The 20,894-nt window shown below is 69.9% G+C and carries 18 protein-coding genes; 9 read left to right on the plus strand and 9 right to left on the minus strand.

Annotated elements, in window-relative coordinates; genetic code table 11:
- Positions 1-2: 2 nt before the first annotated feature.
- A complete protein-coding gene (locus tag NM1_RS01505) occupies positions 3-2,528 on the minus strand; it encodes an ABC transporter permease (protein WP_246010923.1) in 2,526 nt (841 codons plus the stop codon).
- Between the two features lie 25 nt (positions 2,529-2,553).
- The gene (locus NM1_RS01510) at positions 2,554-3,324 is read right to left on the minus strand and encodes an ABC transporter ATP-binding protein (RefSeq protein WP_068012931.1); all 771 of its coding nucleotides are present in this window, start codon (positions 3,322-3,324) and stop codon (positions 2,554-2,556) included.
- Positions 3,325-3,452: 128 nt separating this feature from the next.
- Here NM1_RS01510 and NM1_RS01515 point away from each other — a divergent pair, with 128 nt between their 5' ends.
- A complete protein-coding gene (locus NM1_RS01515) occupies positions 3,453-4,205 on the plus strand; it encodes a phosphatase PAP2 family protein (protein WP_068012934.1) in 753 nt (250 codons plus the stop codon).
- Here the strand turns inward: NM1_RS01515 and NM1_RS01520 are convergent.
- Positions 4,183-5,457 carry a serine/threonine-protein kinase gene (locus tag NM1_RS01520; RefSeq protein WP_084519053.1) on the minus strand — a complete coding sequence of 425 codons (1,275 nt, stop codon included), beginning with the start codon at positions 5,455-5,457 and terminating at the stop codon, positions 4,183-4,185. The genes NM1_RS01515 and NM1_RS01520 overlap by 23 nt on opposite strands.
- Positions 5,458-5,704: 247 nt before the next feature.
- On the opposite strand from NM1_RS01520, the gene NM1_RS01525 reads away from it, so the two are divergent.
- The 4 genes from NM1_RS01525 to NM1_RS01540 all read left to right on the plus strand — a co-directional run bounded on the left by NM1_RS01525 (position 5,705) and on the right by NM1_RS01540 (position 10,132).
- Positions 5,705-6,475: a deoxyribonuclease IV gene (locus tag NM1_RS01525; protein ID WP_068012936.1), complete on the plus strand. Its 771-nt coding sequence runs from the start codon at positions 5,705-5,707 to the stop codon at positions 6,473-6,475.
- Positions 6,476-6,736: 261 nt separating this feature from the next.
- The gene (locus NM1_RS01530; RefSeq protein WP_068012939.1) at positions 6,737-7,663 is read left to right on the plus strand and encodes a TauD/TfdA dioxygenase family protein; all 927 of its coding nucleotides are present in this window, start codon (positions 6,737-6,739) and stop codon (positions 7,661-7,663) included.
- A gap of 29 nt (positions 7,664-7,692) precedes the next feature.
- Positions 7,693-8,904, plus strand: coding sequence for a CaiB/BaiF CoA transferase family protein (locus tag NM1_RS01535; RefSeq protein WP_068012940.1), 1,212 nt, complete (start codon positions 7,693-7,695; stop codon positions 8,902-8,904).
- 553 nt (positions 8,905-9,457) lie between these two features.
- A complete protein-coding gene (locus tag NM1_RS01540; protein WP_068012943.1) occupies positions 9,458-10,132 on the plus strand; it encodes a phosphoribosyltransferase family protein in 675 nt (224 codons plus the stop codon).
- 2 nt (positions 10,133-10,134) lie between these two features.
- On the opposite strand, the gene NM1_RS01545 is transcribed toward NM1_RS01540, so the two are convergent.
- A complete protein-coding gene (locus NM1_RS01545; protein ID WP_246010921.1) occupies positions 10,135-10,869 on the minus strand; it encodes a TetR/AcrR family transcriptional regulator C-terminal domain-containing protein in 735 nt (244 codons plus the stop codon).
- Between the two features lie 45 nt (positions 10,870-10,914).
- Here NM1_RS01545 and NM1_RS01550 point away from each other — a divergent pair, with 45 nt between their 5' ends.
- The gene (locus tag NM1_RS01550; protein ID WP_246010919.1) at positions 10,915-12,447 is read left to right on the plus strand and encodes an FAD-dependent monooxygenase; all 1,533 of its coding nucleotides are present in this window, start codon (positions 10,915-10,917) and stop codon (positions 12,445-12,447) included.
- A 113-nt stretch (positions 12,448-12,560) separates the two neighbouring features.
- Here NM1_RS01550 and NM1_RS01555 read toward each other — a convergent pair whose 3' ends face one another.
- Positions 12,561-13,376 carry a GNAT family N-acetyltransferase gene (locus NM1_RS01555; protein WP_068012947.1) on the minus strand — a complete coding sequence of 272 codons (816 nt, stop codon included), beginning with the start codon at positions 13,374-13,376 and terminating at the stop codon, positions 12,561-12,563.
- A gap of 58 nt (positions 13,377-13,434) precedes the next feature.
- Positions 13,435-13,734 (minus strand): hypothetical protein, encoded by a 300-nt coding sequence (locus NM1_RS01560; RefSeq protein ID WP_114699478.1) that lies wholly within the window; start codon positions 13,732-13,734, stop codon positions 13,435-13,437.
- A gap of 231 nt (positions 13,735-13,965) precedes the next feature.
- Here NM1_RS01560 and NM1_RS01565 point away from each other — a divergent pair, with 231 nt between their 5' ends.
- Positions 13,966-14,469 carry a hypothetical protein gene (locus NM1_RS01565; protein WP_147288919.1) on the plus strand — a complete coding sequence of 168 codons (504 nt, stop codon included), beginning with the start codon at positions 13,966-13,968 and terminating at the stop codon, positions 14,467-14,469.
- Position 14,470: 1 nt separating this feature from the next.
- Here NM1_RS01565 and NM1_RS01570 read toward each other — a convergent pair whose 3' ends face one another.
- The gene (locus NM1_RS01570; RefSeq protein WP_068012952.1) at positions 14,471-15,598 is read right to left on the minus strand and encodes an acyl-CoA dehydrogenase family protein; all 1,128 of its coding nucleotides are present in this window, start codon (positions 15,596-15,598) and stop codon (positions 14,471-14,473) included.
- Between the two features lie 63 nt (positions 15,599-15,661).
- A complete protein-coding gene (locus NM1_RS01575) occupies positions 15,662-16,834 on the minus strand; it encodes an acyl-CoA dehydrogenase family protein (protein WP_068012955.1) in 1,173 nt (390 codons plus the stop codon).
- Between the two features lie 242 nt (positions 16,835-17,076).
- On the opposite strand from NM1_RS01575, the gene NM1_RS01580 reads away from it, so the two are divergent.
- Entirely contained in the window at positions 17,077-17,775 is a 699-nt protein-coding gene (locus NM1_RS01580; protein WP_068012957.1) for a hypothetical protein, read from the plus strand.
- Between the two features lie 313 nt (positions 17,776-18,088).
- Here NM1_RS01580 and NM1_RS01585 read toward each other — a convergent pair whose 3' ends face one another.
- The gene (locus tag NM1_RS01585) at positions 18,089-19,861 is read right to left on the minus strand and encodes a DEAD/DEAH box helicase (RefSeq protein ID WP_068012959.1); all 1,773 of its coding nucleotides are present in this window, start codon (positions 19,859-19,861) and stop codon (positions 18,089-18,091) included.
- A gap of 62 nt (positions 19,862-19,923) precedes the next feature.
- Between NM1_RS01585 and NM1_RS01590 the strand changes: the two genes are divergently transcribed.
- Entirely contained in the window at positions 19,924-20,892 is a 969-nt protein-coding gene (locus NM1_RS01590) for a carbon-nitrogen hydrolase family protein (protein WP_084519054.1), read from the plus strand.
- Positions 20,893-20,894: the final 2 nt, after the last annotated feature.

Consider the following 20,894-nt stretch of genomic DNA (forward strand, 5'->3'; position numbering starts at 1 on the left):
GCCTACAGGTCCGCGATCGCCGCCAGCGGCGGGGTGCGCGCGGCACGCACGCCCGGCCACAGCGCGGCCAGCACGCCGACCACACCCGAACCGATCAGCATCGCCACCACCTGAATCCACGGCACCGTGATGGTGCTCAGGCCCAGATCCCGGAGCGTGCGCAGGAATCCGACGCCCAGCCCGAGCCCCAGCACGACCCCGACGACCGCGCCGAAGACCGCGATCAGCATCGACTCCAGATAGATGCTGCGGCGCACCTGGGATCGCTGCATCCCCACCGCGCGCAGCATGCCGATCTCACGGCGGCGTTCGACCACCGACAGCGCCAGTGTGTTGACGATGCCCAGGATGGCGATCACCACCGCCAGCGCCAGCAGCCCGTACAGGATCGCCAGCATGGTGTTGATCTGCTGCCCCTGCGCGCCCTTGAACTCCTCGCGGTCCTGCACCTGCACCACCACGTACGGCGCGGTGGCCTTCTCCAGACCGGCACGCAGCTCGGCCATATCGGCGCCCGGCACGGCCGTCACCAGCGTGAGCACATCGGTTCGGAACGCCACCGGCATCACCTGGTTGTACAGCGCCGGGGCCACCACCATCGGCCCCAGCAGCTGCGTGTCCTTGTAGATGCCGGACACCGTGACGCCGAACTTCTTGTTGTCCAGACTGGTGACCTCGACCCGGTCACCGGCGTGCCAATTCTGCTCCCCCGCTACGGTTTCCGACACCATGATGTCGTTGTCGCCGAGAGTGCCGGTGCCGGAACGGATCTCGTAGTTCAGCACGTGATCCAGCGACCCGCTGGGCGAGGTGCCGAACTGCTGGTCGTCGCCGACCTTCATCGCCACGCCCCGCAGCGACACCACATCCTGCACGCCCGCAACGTCTTTCGCCGCCTGCGCGGCACCGAGCGGCACCCCGATCATCTGCGGCCCCGCCAGCACGTAGTCGGCCTTCACACCCTTGTCGACCAGCTCCCCGACGCTCGCCTTGGCCGAGGAACCCAGCATGCCGAACAGCGACACCAGCATCAGCCCGAGCGTCAGCGCGAAGGCCGTGGCGGCCGTGCGGCGCGGATTGCGGGTCGCGTTGTTGCGGGCCATCCGTCCGATGGGACCGAACGGCCGCACCAGCACCGCGAGGCCGCCCACCACCGGTCGCGACAGCGCGGGCGAAGCGAACAGCATCGCGAGAATCAGTGCGGCGGCGCCGATTCCGACCGTCAGCGCCGCGCTGTCACCGGTATTGCGGGCGCCCAGGACGGCCAGCACGACACCGGCCACCGCCAGCACCGCGCCGATGATCGTCCGCAGTCGCAGCGTCTCGCCGACCGACGCGAACTCCTCGCGCATGGCCTCCACGGGCGGAATCTTCGCCGCCCGCCGCGCGGGTGCGTAGGCACTGGCCACGGTCACGACCAGGCCGACGACGAGCGCCGCCAGCACGGTGCGCGGCAGCACCTGCATGGTGCCGGTGGGCAGCCCGAGGTCGAAGGCATTGAGCAGCGCCGACAGTCCGAATGCCAGCCCCACCCCGGCCGCGAGCCCCACGGCGCTGCCGATCAGCCCGATCACGGCCGCCTCGGCGACCACCGACGTCCCGACCTGTCTTCGGCTGGCGCCGACCGCGCGCAACAGCGCCAGTTCCCGCAGCCGCTGCGCCACGATCATCGAGAAGGTGTTGTAGATGATGAACGTCCCCACCAGCAGCGCGACGGAACCGAACGCCAGCAGGAAGTAGTTGACGAACTTCAGCGCATCGCCGAGCTGTGCCTTCAGATCCTCGCGAACCTGGTTGCCGTCCATCACCTTGTACTGCGGCTGCTGCAGCTGCTGCGCGATCCGGTCGCGCAGCGTCTGGTCCGACACCCCCGGCGCGGCAGCGACATCCACATACGCCACGTGCTGTCCGTCGGTGAACAGCTGGCGCGCCTGCGCATCCTCGAACAGGACGGCGATGAAACCGCCGGTGTCGGAGGCGACGTCGTAGACGCCGCTGACGGTGACGTCGACGGTGCCGTGCGAGGGGATCAGGATCTTGGCCTGATCACCGACGGACAGGCCCGCGCGCTCCGCACCGCCGGTGTTGATCGCGATCTCCCCCGCCCGGCTCGGCGCGGCACCGTCGACGAACTTCTCCGGCTCCGCGATCGCCCGGTCCGGCGGCAGATACGATTTGCCCAGGCTGGGCGCGCCGCCGGTCTGGACCGCGTGCCCGTCCTTCAGCAGCACCACGGGGCCCTGCACGGCGGGCGCCACCGCGCGCACCCCGTCCGTCGCGGCGATCTTGTCGATGTCCGTGTTCGGAATGCCCAGGGACTGGCGCTCTTTCGGCTCCACACGGACGTCGACACCCTTGGCCTGCCCGGCGAAGATTCCGTCGAAGGTGCGCTGCAGGGTGTCGGTAAATACGAAAGACCCTGCGATGAAGGCGGTTCCGAGGATCACCGACAGCAGCGTCAATGCCAGTCGCAGCTTGTGCGCGGCCAGATTGCGCAAGACGACCTTGCGCATGGGCTTACCCGACATCAGAGGTTCTCCACGCGGTCGTTCGTCACAGCGCCTCCAGCGATTTCATTCTGTCCAGCACGGATTCGGCTGTGGGATCCCGCATTTCGTCGACGATGCGCCCGTCCTCCAGGAACACCACCCGATCGGCGTAGGCGGCCGCGTGCGGTTCGTGGGTGACGATCACCACGGTCTGGCCGAACTCGTCCACCGAGGCCCGCAGGATCGACAACACCTCCCCCGACGACCGCGAGTCCAGATTGCCGGTGGGTTCGTCGCCGAAGATGATGTCCGGCTTACCCGCCAGCGCCCGCGCGCACGCCACGCGCTGCTGCTGGCCGCCCGACAGCTCGCTGGGCCGGTGGTCGAGCCGGTCGCCGAGGCCGAGCCGCTTGATCACCGTCTCCAGCCACTCGTGATCGGGCTGGCGCGCGGCGATATCCAGAGGCAGCGTGATGTTCTCCAGCGCCGTCAGCGTGGGCACCAGGTTGAAGGCCTGGAATACGAAGCCGATGCGATCGCGCCGCAGCCGCGTCATCTGTTTGTCCGACAGCCGGGTCAGATCGGTGTCCCCGATGTGCACGGTGCCGGAGGTTGCACTGTCCAGGCCCGCCAGGCAGTGCATGAGCGTGGACTTCCCGGATCCGGAAGGGCCCATGATGGCGGTGAACTCGCGCTGCGCGAAGTCGGCCGACACCCCGTCCAGCGCCCGGACCTGGGTATCCCCCGAACCGTAGAGCTTCACCAGGTCGGTCGCGCGGGCCGCGGTGGTCGTCGGTTCCGCGGCCGGTTCGGTGCTCGGAGCATCGGCAGTCATGCCTCCAGTCTTCCGGGACGTCGGCACTCTCGCCATCGGGGATGTCCCCCAATACCTTGGGCGGAGCATTCCCGCCGCTGGGCGGAGCGTTGTCGCGGTGCCCGCGACCTCCGCATATCCTCGTGAGCATGGCACTGCTCGTGGTGACACTCACGATCGCGATCGTCGCGGTCGTGTTCGCCCGGCGCGGGCTGCTGTCGCGGGCGGGTGGCGGCATCCTGGTCGCGGTCGTCGCGCTCCCCAGCATCGTCGCCGAACTCGCCGAGGGCGTGCTGAACAACGACGGCGCGACCCGCATCGACGGGCCCACGATGGACTGGGCTGTCGCACAGCGCACCGGCACGCTGACCCCGGTCGTGCACGCGATCACCGACCTGGGCGACACGCTGTCGATGACGACCCTCGCGGTGACCGCCTGCGCCTGGCTCGCATGGCAACGCCGCTGGTCACAGCTGGTGCTGATAGCGACGGTGGCCGTGGGCGCCGGGGTGACGGTGGTGGCCGTCAAGAACGTGGTCGGCCGCCGACGCCCGCCCGTCGATCATCTGGTGACCGAATCGAGCCTGTCGTTCCCGTCCGGGCATGCCCTCAGCACCACGGCGGTCGTCGGGGTGGTCGCCGCCCTGACGGTGCTGTCGCTGCGGCGGCGCGCGGCCAAGATCGCGGTGGGCGCGATCGCCGCCCTCTTCGTGCTCGCGGTGGGGGCCTCGCGGGTGTACATGGGCGTGCACTGGCCCACCGATGTGCTCGCGGGCTGGACCCTCGGCATCCTGTGGGTGGTCGTCGGTGTCACGGTGCTCCGCGCCGTCCGGCCCGCGGACGCCCCCGCACGAACGCGCGAGGACGAACGCGAGGACGTCAGCGCGTCAGCACACCGATGACTATGAGCGCCACCAGCAGCAACACCATGCCGCCGACGATGAGTGCGACGGTCCCGGAGTTCGACTTCTGCTGCGGCTGCGGCTGATAGCCGTACCCGCCGGGCTGCGGATACTGCGGGGCCTGCTGGTACACCGGCTGCGGCGGCGGAGTCGCCGACCGCACCGAGGCGGCGGTCGGCTGGGGAGCCGGACCGACCGTGGGCGCCCCCGGGCCGGTGACCGGATGCGGCGCATGCGGCATGCCCGGACCCGTCGACGGCCGGGGGCCCATCGGCATGCCGGATCCCGTGGCAGGTCGCGCCACCGGAGCGCCCGGACCGGTCGTGGGCCGAGGCCCCACCGGCGCTCCCGAATGCCCGGCGTGCGGCATCGCCTGGCCGGTGAATCCCCGGCCCGCCACCGGCATCGACGGCGCACTCGGCGGGGCGAAGGCACGGCGGGCGGCGGCCGCGAAATCCGCGCAGGTGGCGAAGCGATCGTCGGGCCGCTTGGCCATCGCCTGCAGCAGGACCGCGTCCAGCGCCGCGGGCAGGCCCTGCCGCACGCTGCTCAACGTCGGCGGCGGTCCCTGCAGATGCCCGCGGATCACCGCCGCCGGACTGGTCGCGGTGAACGGGCCGGTGCCGGTGAACAGCCAGAACAGGCTGCACGCCAGCGAGTACTGATCCGAGCGGCCGTCCAGCGAGGCGCCGGTGAGCTGTTCGGGCGAGGCATAGGTCAGCGTCGCCGTGAACGTTCCCGTCTGTGTCAGATGGCCGCCGTCGTCGCGCAGCCGGGCGATGCCGAAGTCGGTGAGATAGACCCGCTCGCCCTTACCGCCGGTCGACTTGGCCAGGAGCATGTTCGCCGGTTTCACGTCGCGGTGCAGCACGCCGTTGCCGTGCGCGTAGTCCAGCGCCTCGGCGACCTCCGCGACGATCTGCACGGCCCGCTCGGGCGGCAACCGCTGCGGGTCCACGCTGGCCGCATCGATACCATCGATGTACTGCATCGAGATCCACAGCTGGCCGTCCTCGAGACCGCGGTCGTAGACGGTGACGATCTTCGGATGATCGAGCTGGGCGACCAGGTCGGCCTCGCGCTCGAAGCGGGCGCGAATCTCCTCGTCGGACACCATCTCCCGGTTGAGCAGCTTCAGCGCCGTCATGCGCGGCAGCCGAGGATGCCTGGCCAGATAGACCGATCCCATGCCACCGCGGCCCAGCTGCCGCTCGATGACATAGCCGGCGAAGACGTCACCGTTGGCCAGCATGCCCGCTCCCACTTCCCGTGCCGCGCACCGGGACCCGCCAGCGCAACGGCAGTACCGCAGATTTACCCCGCGGCCGCGCCCGAATGCCTCGGCGGACCACGGAAAACACCGAAACCATAGCAGTCCGGGCCGACGCGCACGTGGCCGCCGAACCACGCTCCGCTGTGTCGGTGGCTACCTATACGCCCGCCTCGTCCCCACCGCCACCCTCAACGGAGACGCTCCGCGTCACGGATAGGATTCCACCATGCGCATTGGAGCACACGTCCGCCAAGACAGTGATCCGATCGGCTTCGGTGAACGCCTCGGTGCCGATGTCATCCAGATGTTCGTGGTGGACCCGCAGAGCTGGGACAAACCGCAGCCGCATCCGCGGGCCGAGGAGATCAAGGCCAGCCCGATCGATGTGGTGGTGCACTCCTCGTACCAGATCAACGTCGCCAGCACGAATAACCGCCTGCGCATGCCCTCGCGCAACGCCGTCGCGCAGCAGGCGCAGGCCGCGGCCGACCTGGGCGCGTTCGGGCTGGTCGTGCACGGCGGCCACGTGCGTTCCGACGCCGAGATCGAGGCCGGAATCGTCAACTGGCGCAAGCTGTTCGACCGCCAGCAGGAGAAGGGCGGCTTCGCGGTCCCGATCCTGATCGAGAACACGGCCGGCGGGAATCACGCCATGGCCAGGCACTTCGATTCCATCGCCAAGCTGTGGGACCAGGTCGGCGATTTCGGCGCGGGTTTCTGCCTGGACACCTGCCACGCCTGGGCGGGCGGCGAGGAGTTGATCGGCGTGGTCGACCGGATCAAGGCCATCACCGGCCGCATCGACCTGGTGCACCTGAATTCCTCCCGCGACGACTTCAACTCCGGCGCCGACCGCCACGCCAACTTCGCCGACGGCACGATCGACCCGCAACTGCTGGCCGAGGTCTGCCGCACGGCGGGGGCGCCGGTCGTCCTGGAGACTCCCGCCGAAGGGGTCGCGGAAGACCTGGCGTACCTGCGCGAGCACGTGGGGTAGATCCCGGCCAAAAGCATGCCGGGAATGGGTGGCTCATGCCCGCACCGCGGTCCCACCATGCCCGCACCGCGGTCCCACCATGCCCGCACCGCGGTCCCACCATGCCCGCACCGCCATCCCCGGCATGCCTGCGCCCTCCTATTTCCGGCATGCTTTGGCTGGAATCCCCCGCATTTCGATCGCGCTGACCGCAACCCTGGCTCGGGGCGGCCGCCGGTGGTGTCCTCGACACGTCGTACGTTTCGAGAAAGGGCCCCCGATATGTCAGTCGCTCAGGCAGGCACCGTGACCGTCGTCAAGCTCGGCACCCACATCGGCGCGCGGATCGAGGGGGTCCGGCTCGGCGGTGACCTGACTCCGGAGGCGGTCGCCGCGATCCGCGCCGCGCTCAACGAGCACAAGGTGATCTTCTTCCGCGATCAGCACCACCTGACCGAGGACGGCCAGTACGAGTTCGCGCAGCTGCTCGGCTCCCCGACCACCCCGCACCCCACCGTCACCTCCGCGGGCGTGAAGAGCCTGGCCATCGACTCCCATCGCGGCCGCGCCAACAGCTGGCACACCGATGTCACCTTCGTCGACCGCATCCCGAAGGCATCTATCCTGCGCGCGGTCTCGCTGCCCAGCTACGGCGGCTCGACCACCTGGGCCTCCACGGTCGCCGCCTACAACTCGCTGCCGGAACCGCTCCAGCGGCTGGCCGACGGCCTGCGCGCCCGGCACACCAATCAGTACGACTACGCCGCGGCCCAGGACGATTCGCCGAACGAGAAGGCCAAGGCTTACCGCACCGAGTTCGAGTCGACCTACTACGAGACCGAGCACCCGGTCGTGCGCGTCCACCCGGAGACCGGCGAACGCGCCCTGCTGCTCGGGCATTTCGTGAAGAAGCTGGTCGGCCTGACGGGCAACGAGTCGCATGCCCTGTTCCGCCTGTTCCAGGAGCGGGTGACCCGCCTCGAGAACACCACGCGCTGGAATTGGTCGCTCGGCGACGTCGCCATCTGGGACAACCGCGCCACCCAGCACTACGCGATCGACGACTACGACGGCAGCGAGCATCGCAAGCTCACCCGCATCACCCTGGCCGGGGATATCCCGGTCGGCGTCGACGGCACCCCGTCCACGGTGATCACCGGAAACGCGGACCACTACTCGGTTGTCGACGAGGTCGCCGACGCCGCGTGACCCGGCTGCGGGGTGGTTGAATCGTCGGCATGGAGATTCGGCCGCTGGACGGGGTCCGGGTACTGGAGCTCGGCAACTACATCGCCGCGCCGACCGCCGGGCGCATCCTCGGCGACTTCGGCGCCGAGGTGATCAAGGTGGAACGGCCGAAAACCGGTGACGAACTGCGCAATTGGCGGCTCTACGGCGGCGATACCTCGATGCTGTACCGGACCGTCAACCGCAACAAGAAGTCGATCACGCTCGATCTGCGCACCGACGCGGGCCGCGGCGTCGTGCTCGATCTGATCCGGCACTGCGACGTACTGCTGGAGAACTTCCGGCCCGGCATGCTCGAGAAGTGGGGCCTCGGGCCGGAGGTGCTCGGCGCGGCAAATCCCGATCTGGTGATCACCCGGATCTCCGCCTACGGTCAGACCGGCCCGCTCGCCCAGCGCCCCGGATTCGCCGCGGTCGCGGAGGCGGTCGGCGGGCTGCGCGAACTGGTCGGCGACCCGGACCGGCCGCCGGTGCGCACCGGGGTCTCCATCGGCGATTCGATCGCCGGGATCTACGCCGCGTTCGGCACCGTCATGGCCCTGCTGCAGCGCACCCGGTCCGACGAGCCGATCCCGCTGGCACAGCGGGTGATCGATGTGGCCCTCAGCGAATCGATCCTGTCGGTCATGGAATCGCTGGTCCCCGACTACCTCGCCTACGGCATCCGGCGCGAACGGGTCGGCGGCCGGATGGAGGGCATCGCCCCCAGCAACGCCTACCCGTGCGGCGACGGCACCAGCATCATCATCGGCGGCAACGGCGACGCAATCTTCCAGCGCTACATGGGGGTGATCGGCCGACCGGACCTGGCCGACGATCCGGAGCTGTCCGACAACGCCGGGCGCTGGCGCCATCGCGACCGGCTCGACGCCGCGATCGCCGAGTGGACCCGCCGGCACACCCGCGACGAGGCGCTGCGCATCCTGGAGGAGTCCGCCATCCCGTGCGGTCCGATCTACACCGCCGCCGATATCGTCGACGACCCGCAGTACCGGGCGCGCAACATGATTCAGCCGTTCCGCGTCGACGTGGGCGAGCCGGAGCCCAGGGAGGTCGGGTTCCCCGGCATCGTGCCGGTGATCGGCGGGCAATCGCTGCCGATCCGCTCGGTCGGACCGGATCTCGGCGAGCACACCGTCGAGGTGCTCGCCACGCTGCTGGGTATGTCGGAGGCGGAAATCCGGGCGCTGGAAGGCAACTGAGCGTATGCCACAGGGCCGCGGCCATCGAGCGGGTAATTCCACCGCCGGACCGTCGGGCGCTCGTTTTCGAGGCCCGGTTACCGACCGAGTGCAGGTGAACGCTCGGTACCACATACCATATTCTTTGGAAATTCCCCCAGCGCAACATATTTCGGCCGTACGATGACAACTCCCGCAATGTAGATCATGTCCGTTTCACAACGAACGGCGACACCCTCGACGTAGAATTGCACCGTTGTCTTCCCGAGTCCCGAAGCGTGGCTCCCGTCCTCGGCGGTTGGCGACTCTGGAGGAGAGATGGATCCTGAGCATCCCTGCGAGCAGCCAGAATCCCTTATGGCACAACGCTTTTCGCCCGCCCACGGCGACACACCAGGGCAGCGCGGCCGCCGAGTTCGGCAACTCGGAAGCTCGGCCGAAGCGCCGCCACCCCCGCACCGAATTGTAATTGCAAACGGCGCGTACATTTTTCGGGCCCCCACCACCCGACCTACCGCAGACGTAACACACCCGGCGCAGGTGAATTCGTTACTACGATCCCTCGGGAGGCTTCATGCTGTTCCTCGATCGTCGCGACGCCGGCCGCCGACTGGCCGGACATCTGATGGCCTTCCGCGGCCCCGATATCGTGGTGATCGGACTCGCCGGCGGCGGTGCCGCGGTGGCATCGGCCGTTGCGACCGAATTGCGCGTGGCGCTCGATGTCATGGTGGTCCACCAGTTGCGCACTCCGGAGCGCCCTGAACCGGCCTTCGGAGCGATCGCCGAACGGGGGGTGCGGGTGGTCGACGGCGAGCAGGCGCGGACGCTGCCCACCGGCGCCGCCGAGCTCACCCGCATAGAGCGGCAGGAGCGAGATGCGCTGCGGCGCAGGACCGAGCAGTTGCGCGCGGGCGGGCAGCGGCCCGAACTGGCCGGTCGCACGATCGTGATCGTGGACGAGGCCCTGCCGGTCGCGACTTCCGCACGCGCGGCCTGCCGAGCGGCCTACGCACACGGCGCGATTCGCGTGGTGGTCGCGGCGCCGGTCGGTGCCGAGCCCGCCATCTCCGAGCTGATCGGCGATGCCGACAAGGTGGTCTGCCTGCACACCCTCGACCGGCTGACCGATGCCGGCAGCTTCTACGAGGACTTCGAACCCATGGACGACGACGATGTCCGCGAACTACTGCGCGAGGGCCCCGGACCGGCACTGCTCACACCGGCACCGCTGCAGCGGACCGGATGACCCTAGGGTGACCCGGGCAATCCGAACCGCCCGGTGAGCCCGTCCAGCAGGCAGCCCAGCGTCCAGGAAACCGGATCCTCCGGCCCGGCGCCGGTGCGTCCTCGGAACCAGCGGGCGAACGCCGGATAGCGCCCGTCCGCCAGCATCGGCTCCAGCAGCGGGCGCGCGGCTGCCGCGAGCTCCTCCTCGCTGCGCAGCCCGGCCCGGGCCCGCATCCGCTGTTCCTCGGCGTATTGCAGGGCCGTGCCGAACAGGTGGCCGTCGACGGCGCCGGTGAGCAGCGACAGGTCGTCGGCCGAAAGCCCCAGCGGTTCCAGCAGGGCGAACCGGAAATCGAAGTAGCGCAGGGCATTAGGCCCGATCGGCGGGCGCGAGTACACCAGCTCGCCGAACCACAGGTGGCGTTCGATGACGGCCCAGGAGTCCATCGTCAGCCGCTCCAGCGCGGCCCGCCATTTCCCCGAATGCGGTGTGTCGAGCGGAATCTCGCCGTAGACGGCATCGATCATCAGATCGACGAGCCCGTCCTTGGAGCCGACGTAGCGGTACAGCGACATCGGCGTAGACGCGCCGACCGCGGTCGCCACCCGGCGCATGGTCAACGCGCGCGCCCCCTCGGCGTCGGCGAGCGCCAGCGCGGCGCGCAGGATGTCCGCCCGGCTCAGCGTCGTGGTCGGCCGGCCGGGCGGCTCGGGTAGCGACCAGATCAGCGGTCCGGGCGGCGACTCCTCTGTCACGTGCACCTCCTTGCCCGCATTCAATCATTCGTGTACAACGTACACATGATGTACAAAGTACACGAACCTCGGGTGTTGATCGTCGGCGGCGGGCTGGTCGGGCTGTCCGCGGCCCTGTTCCTGCGCCACCACGGCGTGGATACGGTGCTGGTGGAGCGCCGTACCACCACCTCGCCGCAGCCCAAGGCCCGGCGCGTCGACCTCCGCACGATGGAGCTGTTCGGCCAGCTCGGCATCGCGGACGAGGTCCTCGACGCGGCGCGCGGCCTGGCCGAGTACCAGGCGATGGCGGCCGGTCCGACGCTCGCGCAGGCGACCGCGCTGCCGTTCACGCTGCCCGGCGGCATGCCCGACTGGGCCGCCATCACCCCCGCGACCAGCTGCCTGTGCGCTCAGGATCTGCTCGAACCCGTCCTGCGCCGCCTGGCCGCCGCCCGCGGGGCCGATATCCGATTCGGCGTCCGGCTGACCGACTTCGCCACCGACGAGACCGGCGTGCACGCGACCGTCCGGTCCGGCGACGGCACCGTCGAGCAGTTGCGCGCGGACTACCTGATCGCGGCCGACGGCGCCGCGAGCCCGATCCGGGAGCGCCTCGGCATCCCGCGCGCCGGGCGCGGCACGCTCGGCCGCGCCGTGAACGTCTATTTCCGCGCCGATCTCCGAGAACTGGTGCGCGGCCGCGAATTCAACCTCTGTCAGATCGAGAACGAGGCCGCGCCCGGCGCTTTCGTTTCCGTCGACGGGGCGCAGCGCTGGATATTCACCACCACCGCGGGCGTCGACCGCCCGGCCGAGCAGTGGCCGGAGGTGCTGCGCACCGCGATCGGCGTGCCCGACCTCGAGATCGAGCTGCTGAGCGTACTGCCGTGGGAGCCGGGCATGTTCGTGGCCGACCGGTACCGATCCGGCCGCGTGTTCCTGGCCGGGGACGCCGCCCACGTGATGCCGCCCTATGCGGCCGCCGGGGCGAATACCGGAATCCAGGATGCGCACAATCTCGCCTGGAAACTCGCCTACGTGCTGCGGGGCGCGGCCGATCCGGCACTGCTGGACAGCTATCACGCCGAGCGGTATCCCGTCGGGTGGTTCATCGCCGACCAATCCAGCGTCCGCACCGCGAATCTGCGCGCGCTGAACACCGAATCCACCGACGGCACTCCCCTCGCCGACCCGATCGCGCTGATCCTCGGCGCCCGGTACTCGGGCGGCGCGATCGTGGCGGACGGCAGCGCGCACACGATGGCGCACCTCGACCTCGCCGGTCAGCCGGGAACCCGTGTGCCGCACCGCGTTCTGCCCGACGGCCGCAGCACCCTCGACCTCGCCGGTCCCGGCTTCGCGCTGCTCACCGGCCCCGACGGACAGCGATGGCACTCGGCGGACATCGGCGTCCACGAGTTGGACGAGAAATGGTGCACCGCAGCCGGTCTCACCACCTCCGGCGCCCTACTGGTACGACCGGACCAGATCGTCGCCTGGCGGTCGGCAACGGTCCCGGACGACCCGGGCGCCGCACTGCGAACCGCCCTGGATCGAATATTGGGCAACGAGATCCGAGCGCCCCACCACGCGTAACGATGATCGCCGGGAGTCTCTCCCGCACGCCGTGGATGTCGCGACCCCCGGAGCAGGCCCATGCGAAGATCGGATCCCCGTCGGCATGTTCGCCCGCCGACGCGGTGCCGCCCTCAGACGAACTCGTAGTGCACGAAGTTGCGGACCGGCTCGAAGCCGATCGCCCGGTAGATCTTGTTCGAGGTGGGGTTGGCGATATCGGTGAACAGGCAGACCTCGGAGCCGCTGTCGCGCAACAGCTTCGCGACGTGCGCGGTGAGGCCGCTGGCGTAGCCGTGGCCGCGCGCCTCGGGCGGGGTGTAGACGGGCCCGATACGCGTCCAGCCGTAGGCCCGGGCCTGGTGCGCCACCATGCACACGGGCCGTCCCCCGTCCTCCCACAGCCACCAGCGTCCCAGCGCGATGCGGGCGCGAATGGCGTCGGCGCTCAGGCCGATTCCCGCCTCGCGCCGCATCTGCTCCGACCATTGCGCGCACAGCTCGATATCGGATTCGCCGGCGCGGCGGGCGCTTCCGGGCACCCCGGGCATCGACAGCGACCCCAGCTGATACAGCCTGCTCGCGACGTCCATCCGGAACTTGCTGCCGCACAGCGCACTCCAGCGTTCGGCGAATACCAGCGCCGCACCCGGCGGGCCCTCCACGCCCGGCGCCGCGGGGACTCGCTCCTCGAAGGCCGCGACCAGATCGGGCACCGCCGGATCCGGTACGCCGCCCAGATAGACGCTGTGCCCCGCGGTACACATGCTCGCGCCGATCACCGCGCCGTCGACGTGCACCGCGGCGAAGACGGCCGGACCGTCCGACAGCCCGGTCACGTAGCTCTCCACGACGGTGGCGATGACGGTGTGCAGCAGGGGATCCCGCCCCAGAAACGCCGCCGTGCGGCGCTGGAACTCGGCCGCATCGTCGGTCAGTTCGATCCTCATACCCGCCCACGGTAGGCGCGTTGCCCACCGCCGCCCACCGGTTTCCGGTACCGCGAGATCAGAGCGGGTCGTGCGCGTCCGCGCGCAGCTTCAGCAACACCAACCCGGCCGTAAATGCCAGGATCAGGCCCGCGACCGTGATCAGCACGCGTAGGTCGGCGATGCCCAGCACCGCACCGGCCACGCCGCCGAGAAAGATCAGCCAGGCCGCCACGCGGGCGGCGACCGCCCAGGCTTTGCGGCCGGATTCGGCTGCGTCCGAATCGTTCTGCGACACCGCGCGCAGCGGGGATGTCGAGTACGCTCCCATCACCACTCCTCGATGACGCCCGCCGATCTGCGAATTCAGCAGTGCCATCAGCAATCTTGAGGCGTCGCACGTGTAACTTCTCTCACACGTTAGTTCCCCGTTGCCGAATCGCCACACGACACGGGTGAACGACACGCCGAAGTGACCGTTTCGATATGTGACTCATCACTGTTTGAGTTGCATATCCGGTATCTTGCGCAAGCGTTCGGCCGTCTGGCCCGACGGCCCCGCCTTGGCTAAGGTGAGGCCCACCCGAAACGTACGAGGAGCGGCGGACCTATGGACAACAGGTCGGGTTCGGGGGGACGCGCGGACGATACCCCACGCCGCCTGAACGCCAGAGTGGCCGGACCGGCGGCCGCCGCCGGTGCGGTGTCGCTCGGGCTGGTGCTCATCGGCTCCTGCGGGCTGGGCCAGCGCGATGTCTACATATCCCCGCCTCCGCTGCAGGCGGACCTGCAATCGGCGCCGACGGGGAGCGCGACCGAGTCGGGCACCACCACACCCGGGGTCCTCATCCCGCCCTCCCCCAGCTGGCGGATCGCGGTCAATCCGCCGCCGCGGCGCACCCCCTTCGGCACACCGACGAGCGCGGGCGCGACCATATCCGCCGTCGACACCACCCTTCCCGCGCCGCACCAGCACCCCGGCGAACCCACGTCGGCCGACGAGGATCCGACCACGACGACCACCCGGCCCCGGATCACCACCACGCGTCCGACGACGACCCGTCCGGCGCCCACGACGCAGGACGAGCCGTCGTCGGACGGCTTCGACAACTGAACTACAGCTCGACCAGCCCGTAGTCGCCCACCTGACGGCCGAGCACCTGCAGATGGTCCAGGCCACCGCCGAAGGTGCGCTCGACGGCCGTCAGCCGCGCGGCGTAATGGCTCACCGGATACTCGGTGGTGATGCCGATGCCGCCGTGCATCTGGACCGCCTCCTGGCCGATATGCCGTGCGGCACCGCTCACTTGGAGCCGGGCGCGTGACGACAGCACCGCGTCGGCCTCGCCGTCGGCGAGCGCGGCGGTGAGATACAGGCTCATGCTGCGTGCCAGCTCCAGCGAGACGTACATGTTCGCCGCGCGCTGGGTCAGCGTCTGGAACTTCGACAGCGGGACGCCGAACTGCTTGCGGGTCTTCAGATAATCGGTGGTCAGCCGCAGCGCCTCCGACATCGCACCGACCGATTCCGCGCACAGGCTCGCCTGTGCCGACCCGATCTCCGCCGCGAGCGCCGCGCCGGTGGTGGCCGCGTCACCGAGCAATTCGGCTGCCGCGCCGGTGAATTCCACCTGTGCGCCGCGCCGTTCGTCGAAGGTCCGGTACGGCTTGCGCAGCACGCCGTCGGCCTCGGCGGCGACCAGGAACAGCCCCAACACGCCGTCCGGCAGCACCGCGCTCACCACCAGCTCGTCGGCGCAATCACCGTGTGCCACCGGGTTCTTCACGCCGGTCAGGCGGTAACCGTCACCGTCGGCCGCGGCCTCGGTCGTCACCTGGGTTACGGGCCAGCGGGATCCGGGCTCGTCGTGGGCCAGGGCGAGCAGTTTCGTGCCCGCCGCCACCTCCGGCAGCACCCGCTGCCGCTGCGCGGCCGAGCCCAGCCGGGCGATCAGGCCGCCCGGCAGCAGCACCGCGTCCAGCAGCGGCTCCGGCGCCAGGCGGCGGCCGATCTCCTCCATGACCACCATGGTCTCCACCGGACCGGCCCCCGCGCCGCCGTCCTCCTCGGCGAAACTCAGTCCCAGCACACCCAATTCGGCCAGTTGCGACCACACCTCGCGGCTCCAGCCGAGATCGGTCTCGAGCACCTTCAGCCGGGTCTCCGGGTCGTAGGCGCGGGCCAGCAGATCGCGGACCGTATCGCGCAGCAGGCCCTGTTCGTCGGTGAGTTCGAAATCCATGGCGGCGCCTCTCTGGGGGATGGTAGGCCGGCGGAGCTTGCGGAGCCGACCGGGGCGGGTAAATCACAGCCCGAGGATCGTGGAGGCGATGATGGTGCGCTGCACCTCACTCGAGCCTCCGTAGATGGTGGTCTTTCGGTAGTTCAAGTACCCCGGGCCGGTGCGCTGCGCCCAGTCCGGCGAGGCGATGTCGTCGGCGCCGACCGGCAGCGCGTCCGGACCCGCGACGTCGAGCAGCAGTTCGGTGGCCGCCTGCTGCAGCTCGGTGCCGCGCAGCTTCAGCACCGAGGAGGCCGGATTCGGCTTGCCCTCACTGGAATTGGCCACCACCCGCAGCAGGGTCAGCTCCAGCGCCAGCAGCTCGTTCTCCAGCTCGGCCACCCGCGCCGCGAACAGCGGATCGGCCAGCAGGGTGCCGCCGCCCACGTTCGTCTGTGCCGCGTACTTTTTCGCGACCGCCAGCCGGACCTTGGTGCGGCCGACACCGGTGATGCCGGTGCGCTCGTTGCCCAGCAGGAACTTCGCGTAGGTCCAGCCCATGTTCTCCTCGCCGACGAGCTGGTCGGCGGGCACCCGCACGTTCTCGAAGAAGACCTCGTTCACCTCGTGGTGTCCGTCGATCAGCTTGATCGGCCGGATCGTCACGCCGGGAGTGTTCACGTCGAACAGCAGCAGCGAGATGCCCGCCTGCTTCTTCGGCGCGTTCGGATCGGTGCGCACCAGGCAGAAGATCCAGTCCGCGTACTGGGCCAGCGTGGTCCAGATCTTCTGGCCGTTGACGATGTAGGAATCGCCGTCGCGCACCGCGGTGGTGCGCAGCGAGGCCAGATCGGACCCGGCGTCCGGCTCGGAGAAGCCCTGGCACCACCAGATATCGAGCGCGGCGGTGGGCGGCAGGAAGCGCTCTTTCAGTTCCTGCGAACCGAATTGGGCGATCACCGGACCGATCATGTTGGCGTTGAACGTCAGTGGCTCGGGCACGGATGCCAGCTGCATCTCGTCTTCCCAGATGTGCCGCTGCACCGGGGTCCAGTCCTTGCCACCCCACTGTGCGGGCCAGTTCGGCACGGCCAGGCCGTGCTCGTGCAGGATCTTGTGCGAGGTGACGATCTCGTCGCGGGTGAGCTCGCGGCCGTACTCGACCTTGTCGCGGATCTCCGCGGGGATCTCGGTCCGGTAGAACCGGCGCAGTTCGTCCCGGAAGGCCACCTCATCGGGTGACAGGGCAAGTTTCATGGGCGTCTCCCACCGTGTTCGGATATCCGGCTTCAAACTTACCCTTCGGTAATCTGACGCTGTCAGGTGGATCACATGCGCGATTCGGGCGAATTCGCGGCCCAACTCCGCGGTGGGCCCGACCTGACCGGCGGGGAACTGGTACGTTGCTGCGGATAGGCCGCGCTCGTCCCGTCGGCACTTCGCGACGTCGGGACCGATCTCGTCGCCGGCCGGAGAGTTCACGACAAGGAGCACCACGAGTGAACGGCAAGACCTTCGCGCGCCTGGCCGCGGTCGCGGCCGCCTGCGGACTGGGTGTCGCGGCAACCTTCGGCAATGCCGCCGCCGACCCCGCCGCCTCGCCGATCGACGCCGGTATCGAGCAACTCACCGCCGCTGCGGGTACCGATCCCGCCGCGCAGGCCGGTGTCGGCTCGCTGGCGAAGACGGCGCACCTGATCAGCGCCGCCAAGCTGGACAATATCGCGGGCGGTTTCACGCCGTTCTGGTACCAGGCGCCGACGTTCGGCTGCGGCACCAACTTCCCCATCTCGCTGACCGCCGTGGCCGGCGCCGCCGGTGTGCCCGGGCCGGATCGCGGGATCGCGGGCGAGTACGGCACGGTGCGCTTCCAGGCCACCCCGAACATGTGGGGCTTCCCCACCAACTCCGGCCTGACGGTGGCCTGGCTCAACACCGGCAACGGCCGGAGCGGCACCGCGCCCCTCGACGAGCGCACCGACTTCGGCACGCCCAGTCTGACCAAGACGGTCGACAGCGGCCCCGGCACCATCATCGCGAGCATGTGGGGCACCATCGGCTACCCCGGCGCCACCTGCGTCATGGCCCCCACGGTCGGCGTCGTCACGGTCTACCCCAACCCCCTGACCGACCCCTACGCCCCCAAGCCCAAGCCGGAACCGGCCCCCGCGCCGCCCCCACCACCCGGCGCCCCCTAACTCCACGCACCCCGTACCGATTCACGCACCCCCTGCAAGCGATGCAGAGGGTGCGCGAATCAATGCGGGGTGCGTGTAAGAGCGAGGCTCAGGAGCGGGCGGCTACCACGTGCCCCACCAACCGGACCTGAGCTCAGGAGCGGGCGGCCACGACGTGCCCCGCCGACCGGACCCGGCCTCAGGAGCGGGCGGCCACGACGTGCCCCGCCGACCGGACCCGGCCTCAGGAGCGGGCGGCCACGACGTGCCCCGCCGACCGGACCCGGCCTCAGGAGCGGGCGGCCACGACGTGCCCCGCCGACCGGACCCGGCCTCAGGAGCGGGGCTTGCGACGGTCGGGGCGGCGGTACTCGCGGCGCGGGCCGCGGCTCATGGAGCGGTGGCCGGGCGGGCCCTGGTCGGGCTGCAGCTGGATCAGGATGCCGCTGATTCGGGTGCGGCGCAGGGCATCCAGGGTTTCCGGCGGGAGGTTGGCCGGTAACTCGACCAGGCTGTGGTCGGGGCGGATGCTGATATGCCCGAAGTCGCTGCGGCGCAGGCCGCCCTCGTTGGCGATGGCGCCCACGATCGCGCCCGGCACCACGCGGTGGCGCTTGCCGACGGCGATGCGGTAGGTCGCCATATCGGCGCCGGTGGTGCGGTGCGGCCCGCCCCCGCCCGGCTCGCGCCGCCGCTCCCGATCGTCGAACTTGCGCGGACCCCGCTCACGCCGCTCCGGCTCCGGCTCGGGCTCCATGAAGAAGTTGTCGCCGTCGTGCCCGCCGACAGCGAGCGCGGCGGCGATATCGGCGAGCGGGATATTGTGCTCGGCCTCGTAGTCCTCGATCAGCTTGCGGAACAGCGCCAGATTCGCCGAGGCCAGATTCTCGGTGATGGCGTCGTGGAACTTCACCACGCGCTGCGCGTTCACGTCCTCCACGCTCGGCAGCCGCATCTCGGTCAGCGGCTGGCGGGTGGCGCGCTCGATCGCGTCCAGCAGCCGGCGCTCGCGCGGCGCCACGAACAGCAGCGCCTCGCCGCTGCGCCCGGCCCGCCCGGTGCGGCCGATGCGGTGCACGTAGGACTCGGTGTCGTGCGGGATGTCGTAGTTGACCACGTGCGAGATGCGGTCGACGTCCAGCCCGCGGGCGGCGACGTCGGTGGCGACCAGAATGTCCAGCGTCCCCGACTTCAGCTGCCCGATGGTGCGCTCGCGCTGGTTCTGCGCGATATCACCGTTGATCGCCGCGGCCGAATACCCGCGCGACCGCAGCTTCTCGGCGAGTTCCTCGGTCGCCTGCTTGGTGCGCACGAAGATGATCATCGCCTCGAACGGCTCGACCTCGAGGATGCGCGTCAGGGCGTCGAGCTTGCGATGGTGCGAAACATGCACCCAGCGCTGGGTGATGTTGGTGGCCGTCGCGGTCTTGGACTTGACGGTGATCTCGACCGGATCCTTCAGATACTGCTTGGAGATCTTGCGGATCGCGCCCGGCATCGTCGCGGAGAACAGCGCCACCTGCTTATCGGTGGGGGTGTCGGCCAAGATGCGCTCGACGTCGTCCTGGAAGCCCATCTTGAGCATCTCGTCGGCCTCGTCCAGCACCAGGTACCGCAGCTGGGACAGGTCGAGGGTGCCGCGCTCGAGGTGGTCGATGACGCGGCCCGGCGTGCCGACGACGACCTGCGCGCCGCGGCGCAGCCCCGACAGCTGCACGGCGTAGTTCTGGCCGCCGTAGATCGGCAGCACGTGCACACCCGGCATATGCGCGGAGTATTTGCCGAAGGCCTCGGCCACCTGGATCGCCAGCTCGCGGGTCGGGGCCAGGATCAGCGCCTGCGGCGCCTTGCCCTTGCCCTCCAGACCCATCAGGATCGGGATCGCGAACGCCGCCGTCTTACCCGTCCCGGTCTGTGCCAGGCCGACCACGTCGGCCCCGGTGAGCAGCGGTGGAATCGTCGCGGCCTGGATCGGCGACGGCGACTCGTAACCGACGTCGGCGATGGCCGCCAGGATGCGATCATCGATACCGAGATCGGCGAAGGACGGGTCGGCTGCGTCCCTCTCGTCGGCTGGGGGACCACTGTCGACCGGTGAGGTGCTCATTGACCAGTACTTTACTTCCTGGCGGTGGCCGCCCCGACCGTCGGCCCAATACGGTGAGACCTATGCAACCGCTGGAGCCGACCGTGCCCGGCGTCACCGCGACCCCGCCTCCGGTGGCCGTGAGCTATTCGACCACGCTGGAGCCGAGTACACCGCCGCCGGCCACGGCGGTCGAGCTGGAACCGGGCTCGGCGGCGCACCCGCAGACCGCGTCCGAACCCGACCGCGCGGTAGACGTCGCGGTGGTCCAGTTCGCCCCGTACACCGATAAGGACGCCAATCTGGCGCAGCTGCGCGCGGAGGTCCGCGCGGCGGCCGGGCACGGCGCTCGGGTGGTGGTCGCGCCGGAGTATTCGATGTTCGCGGTGACCCGGCTGGATCGGCGGGTGCTCGAGGCGGCGGAACCGATCACCGGGCCGTGGGTGGACGGACTGCGCGGGCTCGCCGCCGAATTCGGCGTCCATCTGGTCGCGGGTGTGGTCGAGGCGCCCGGTGGCGGGGAGCGCGACCACGTTTACAACACGCTCGTCGCCGCGGCGCCCGACGCCGAATTCGTCGCCGTGTATCGCAAGGTCCACCTGTACGACGCGTTCGGGTTCCGCGAGTCCGACATCGTGCTGCCCGGCGAGGTCACCGACCCCGCCACCTTCACCGTCGACGGCGTGACATTCGGCCTGCAGACCTGCTTCGACTTGCGATTCCCGGAGGGCTGCCGGCGCGTCGCCGCGGCCGGGGCACAGGTGCTCGTCCTTCCGGCGCAATGGATTCCGGGCCCGGCGAAGGTGGACCAGTGGACGACGCTGCTGCGCGCCCGCGCCATAGAGAACACCGTCTACGTGGCGGCCGCCGACCAGGCCGCGCCGCGCGGGGCGGGCGCCTCGATGATCGTCGACCCGATGGGCACGGTGCTGGCAGAACTGGGCGAGAACACCGGAATCGCCACCGCCCGAGTCGATCTCGGCCACCTCGAGCAGGTGCGTGCGACCAACCCGAGCCTGGCGCTGCGCCGGTTCACCGTCGAACCCCGATAGCG

Origin of the sequence: Nocardia mexicana NBRC 108244 (genome assembly GCF_001613165.1) — a bacterium.
Classification (GTDB): domain Bacteria; phylum Actinomycetota; class Actinomycetes; order Mycobacteriales; family Mycobacteriaceae; genus Nocardia; species Nocardia mexicana.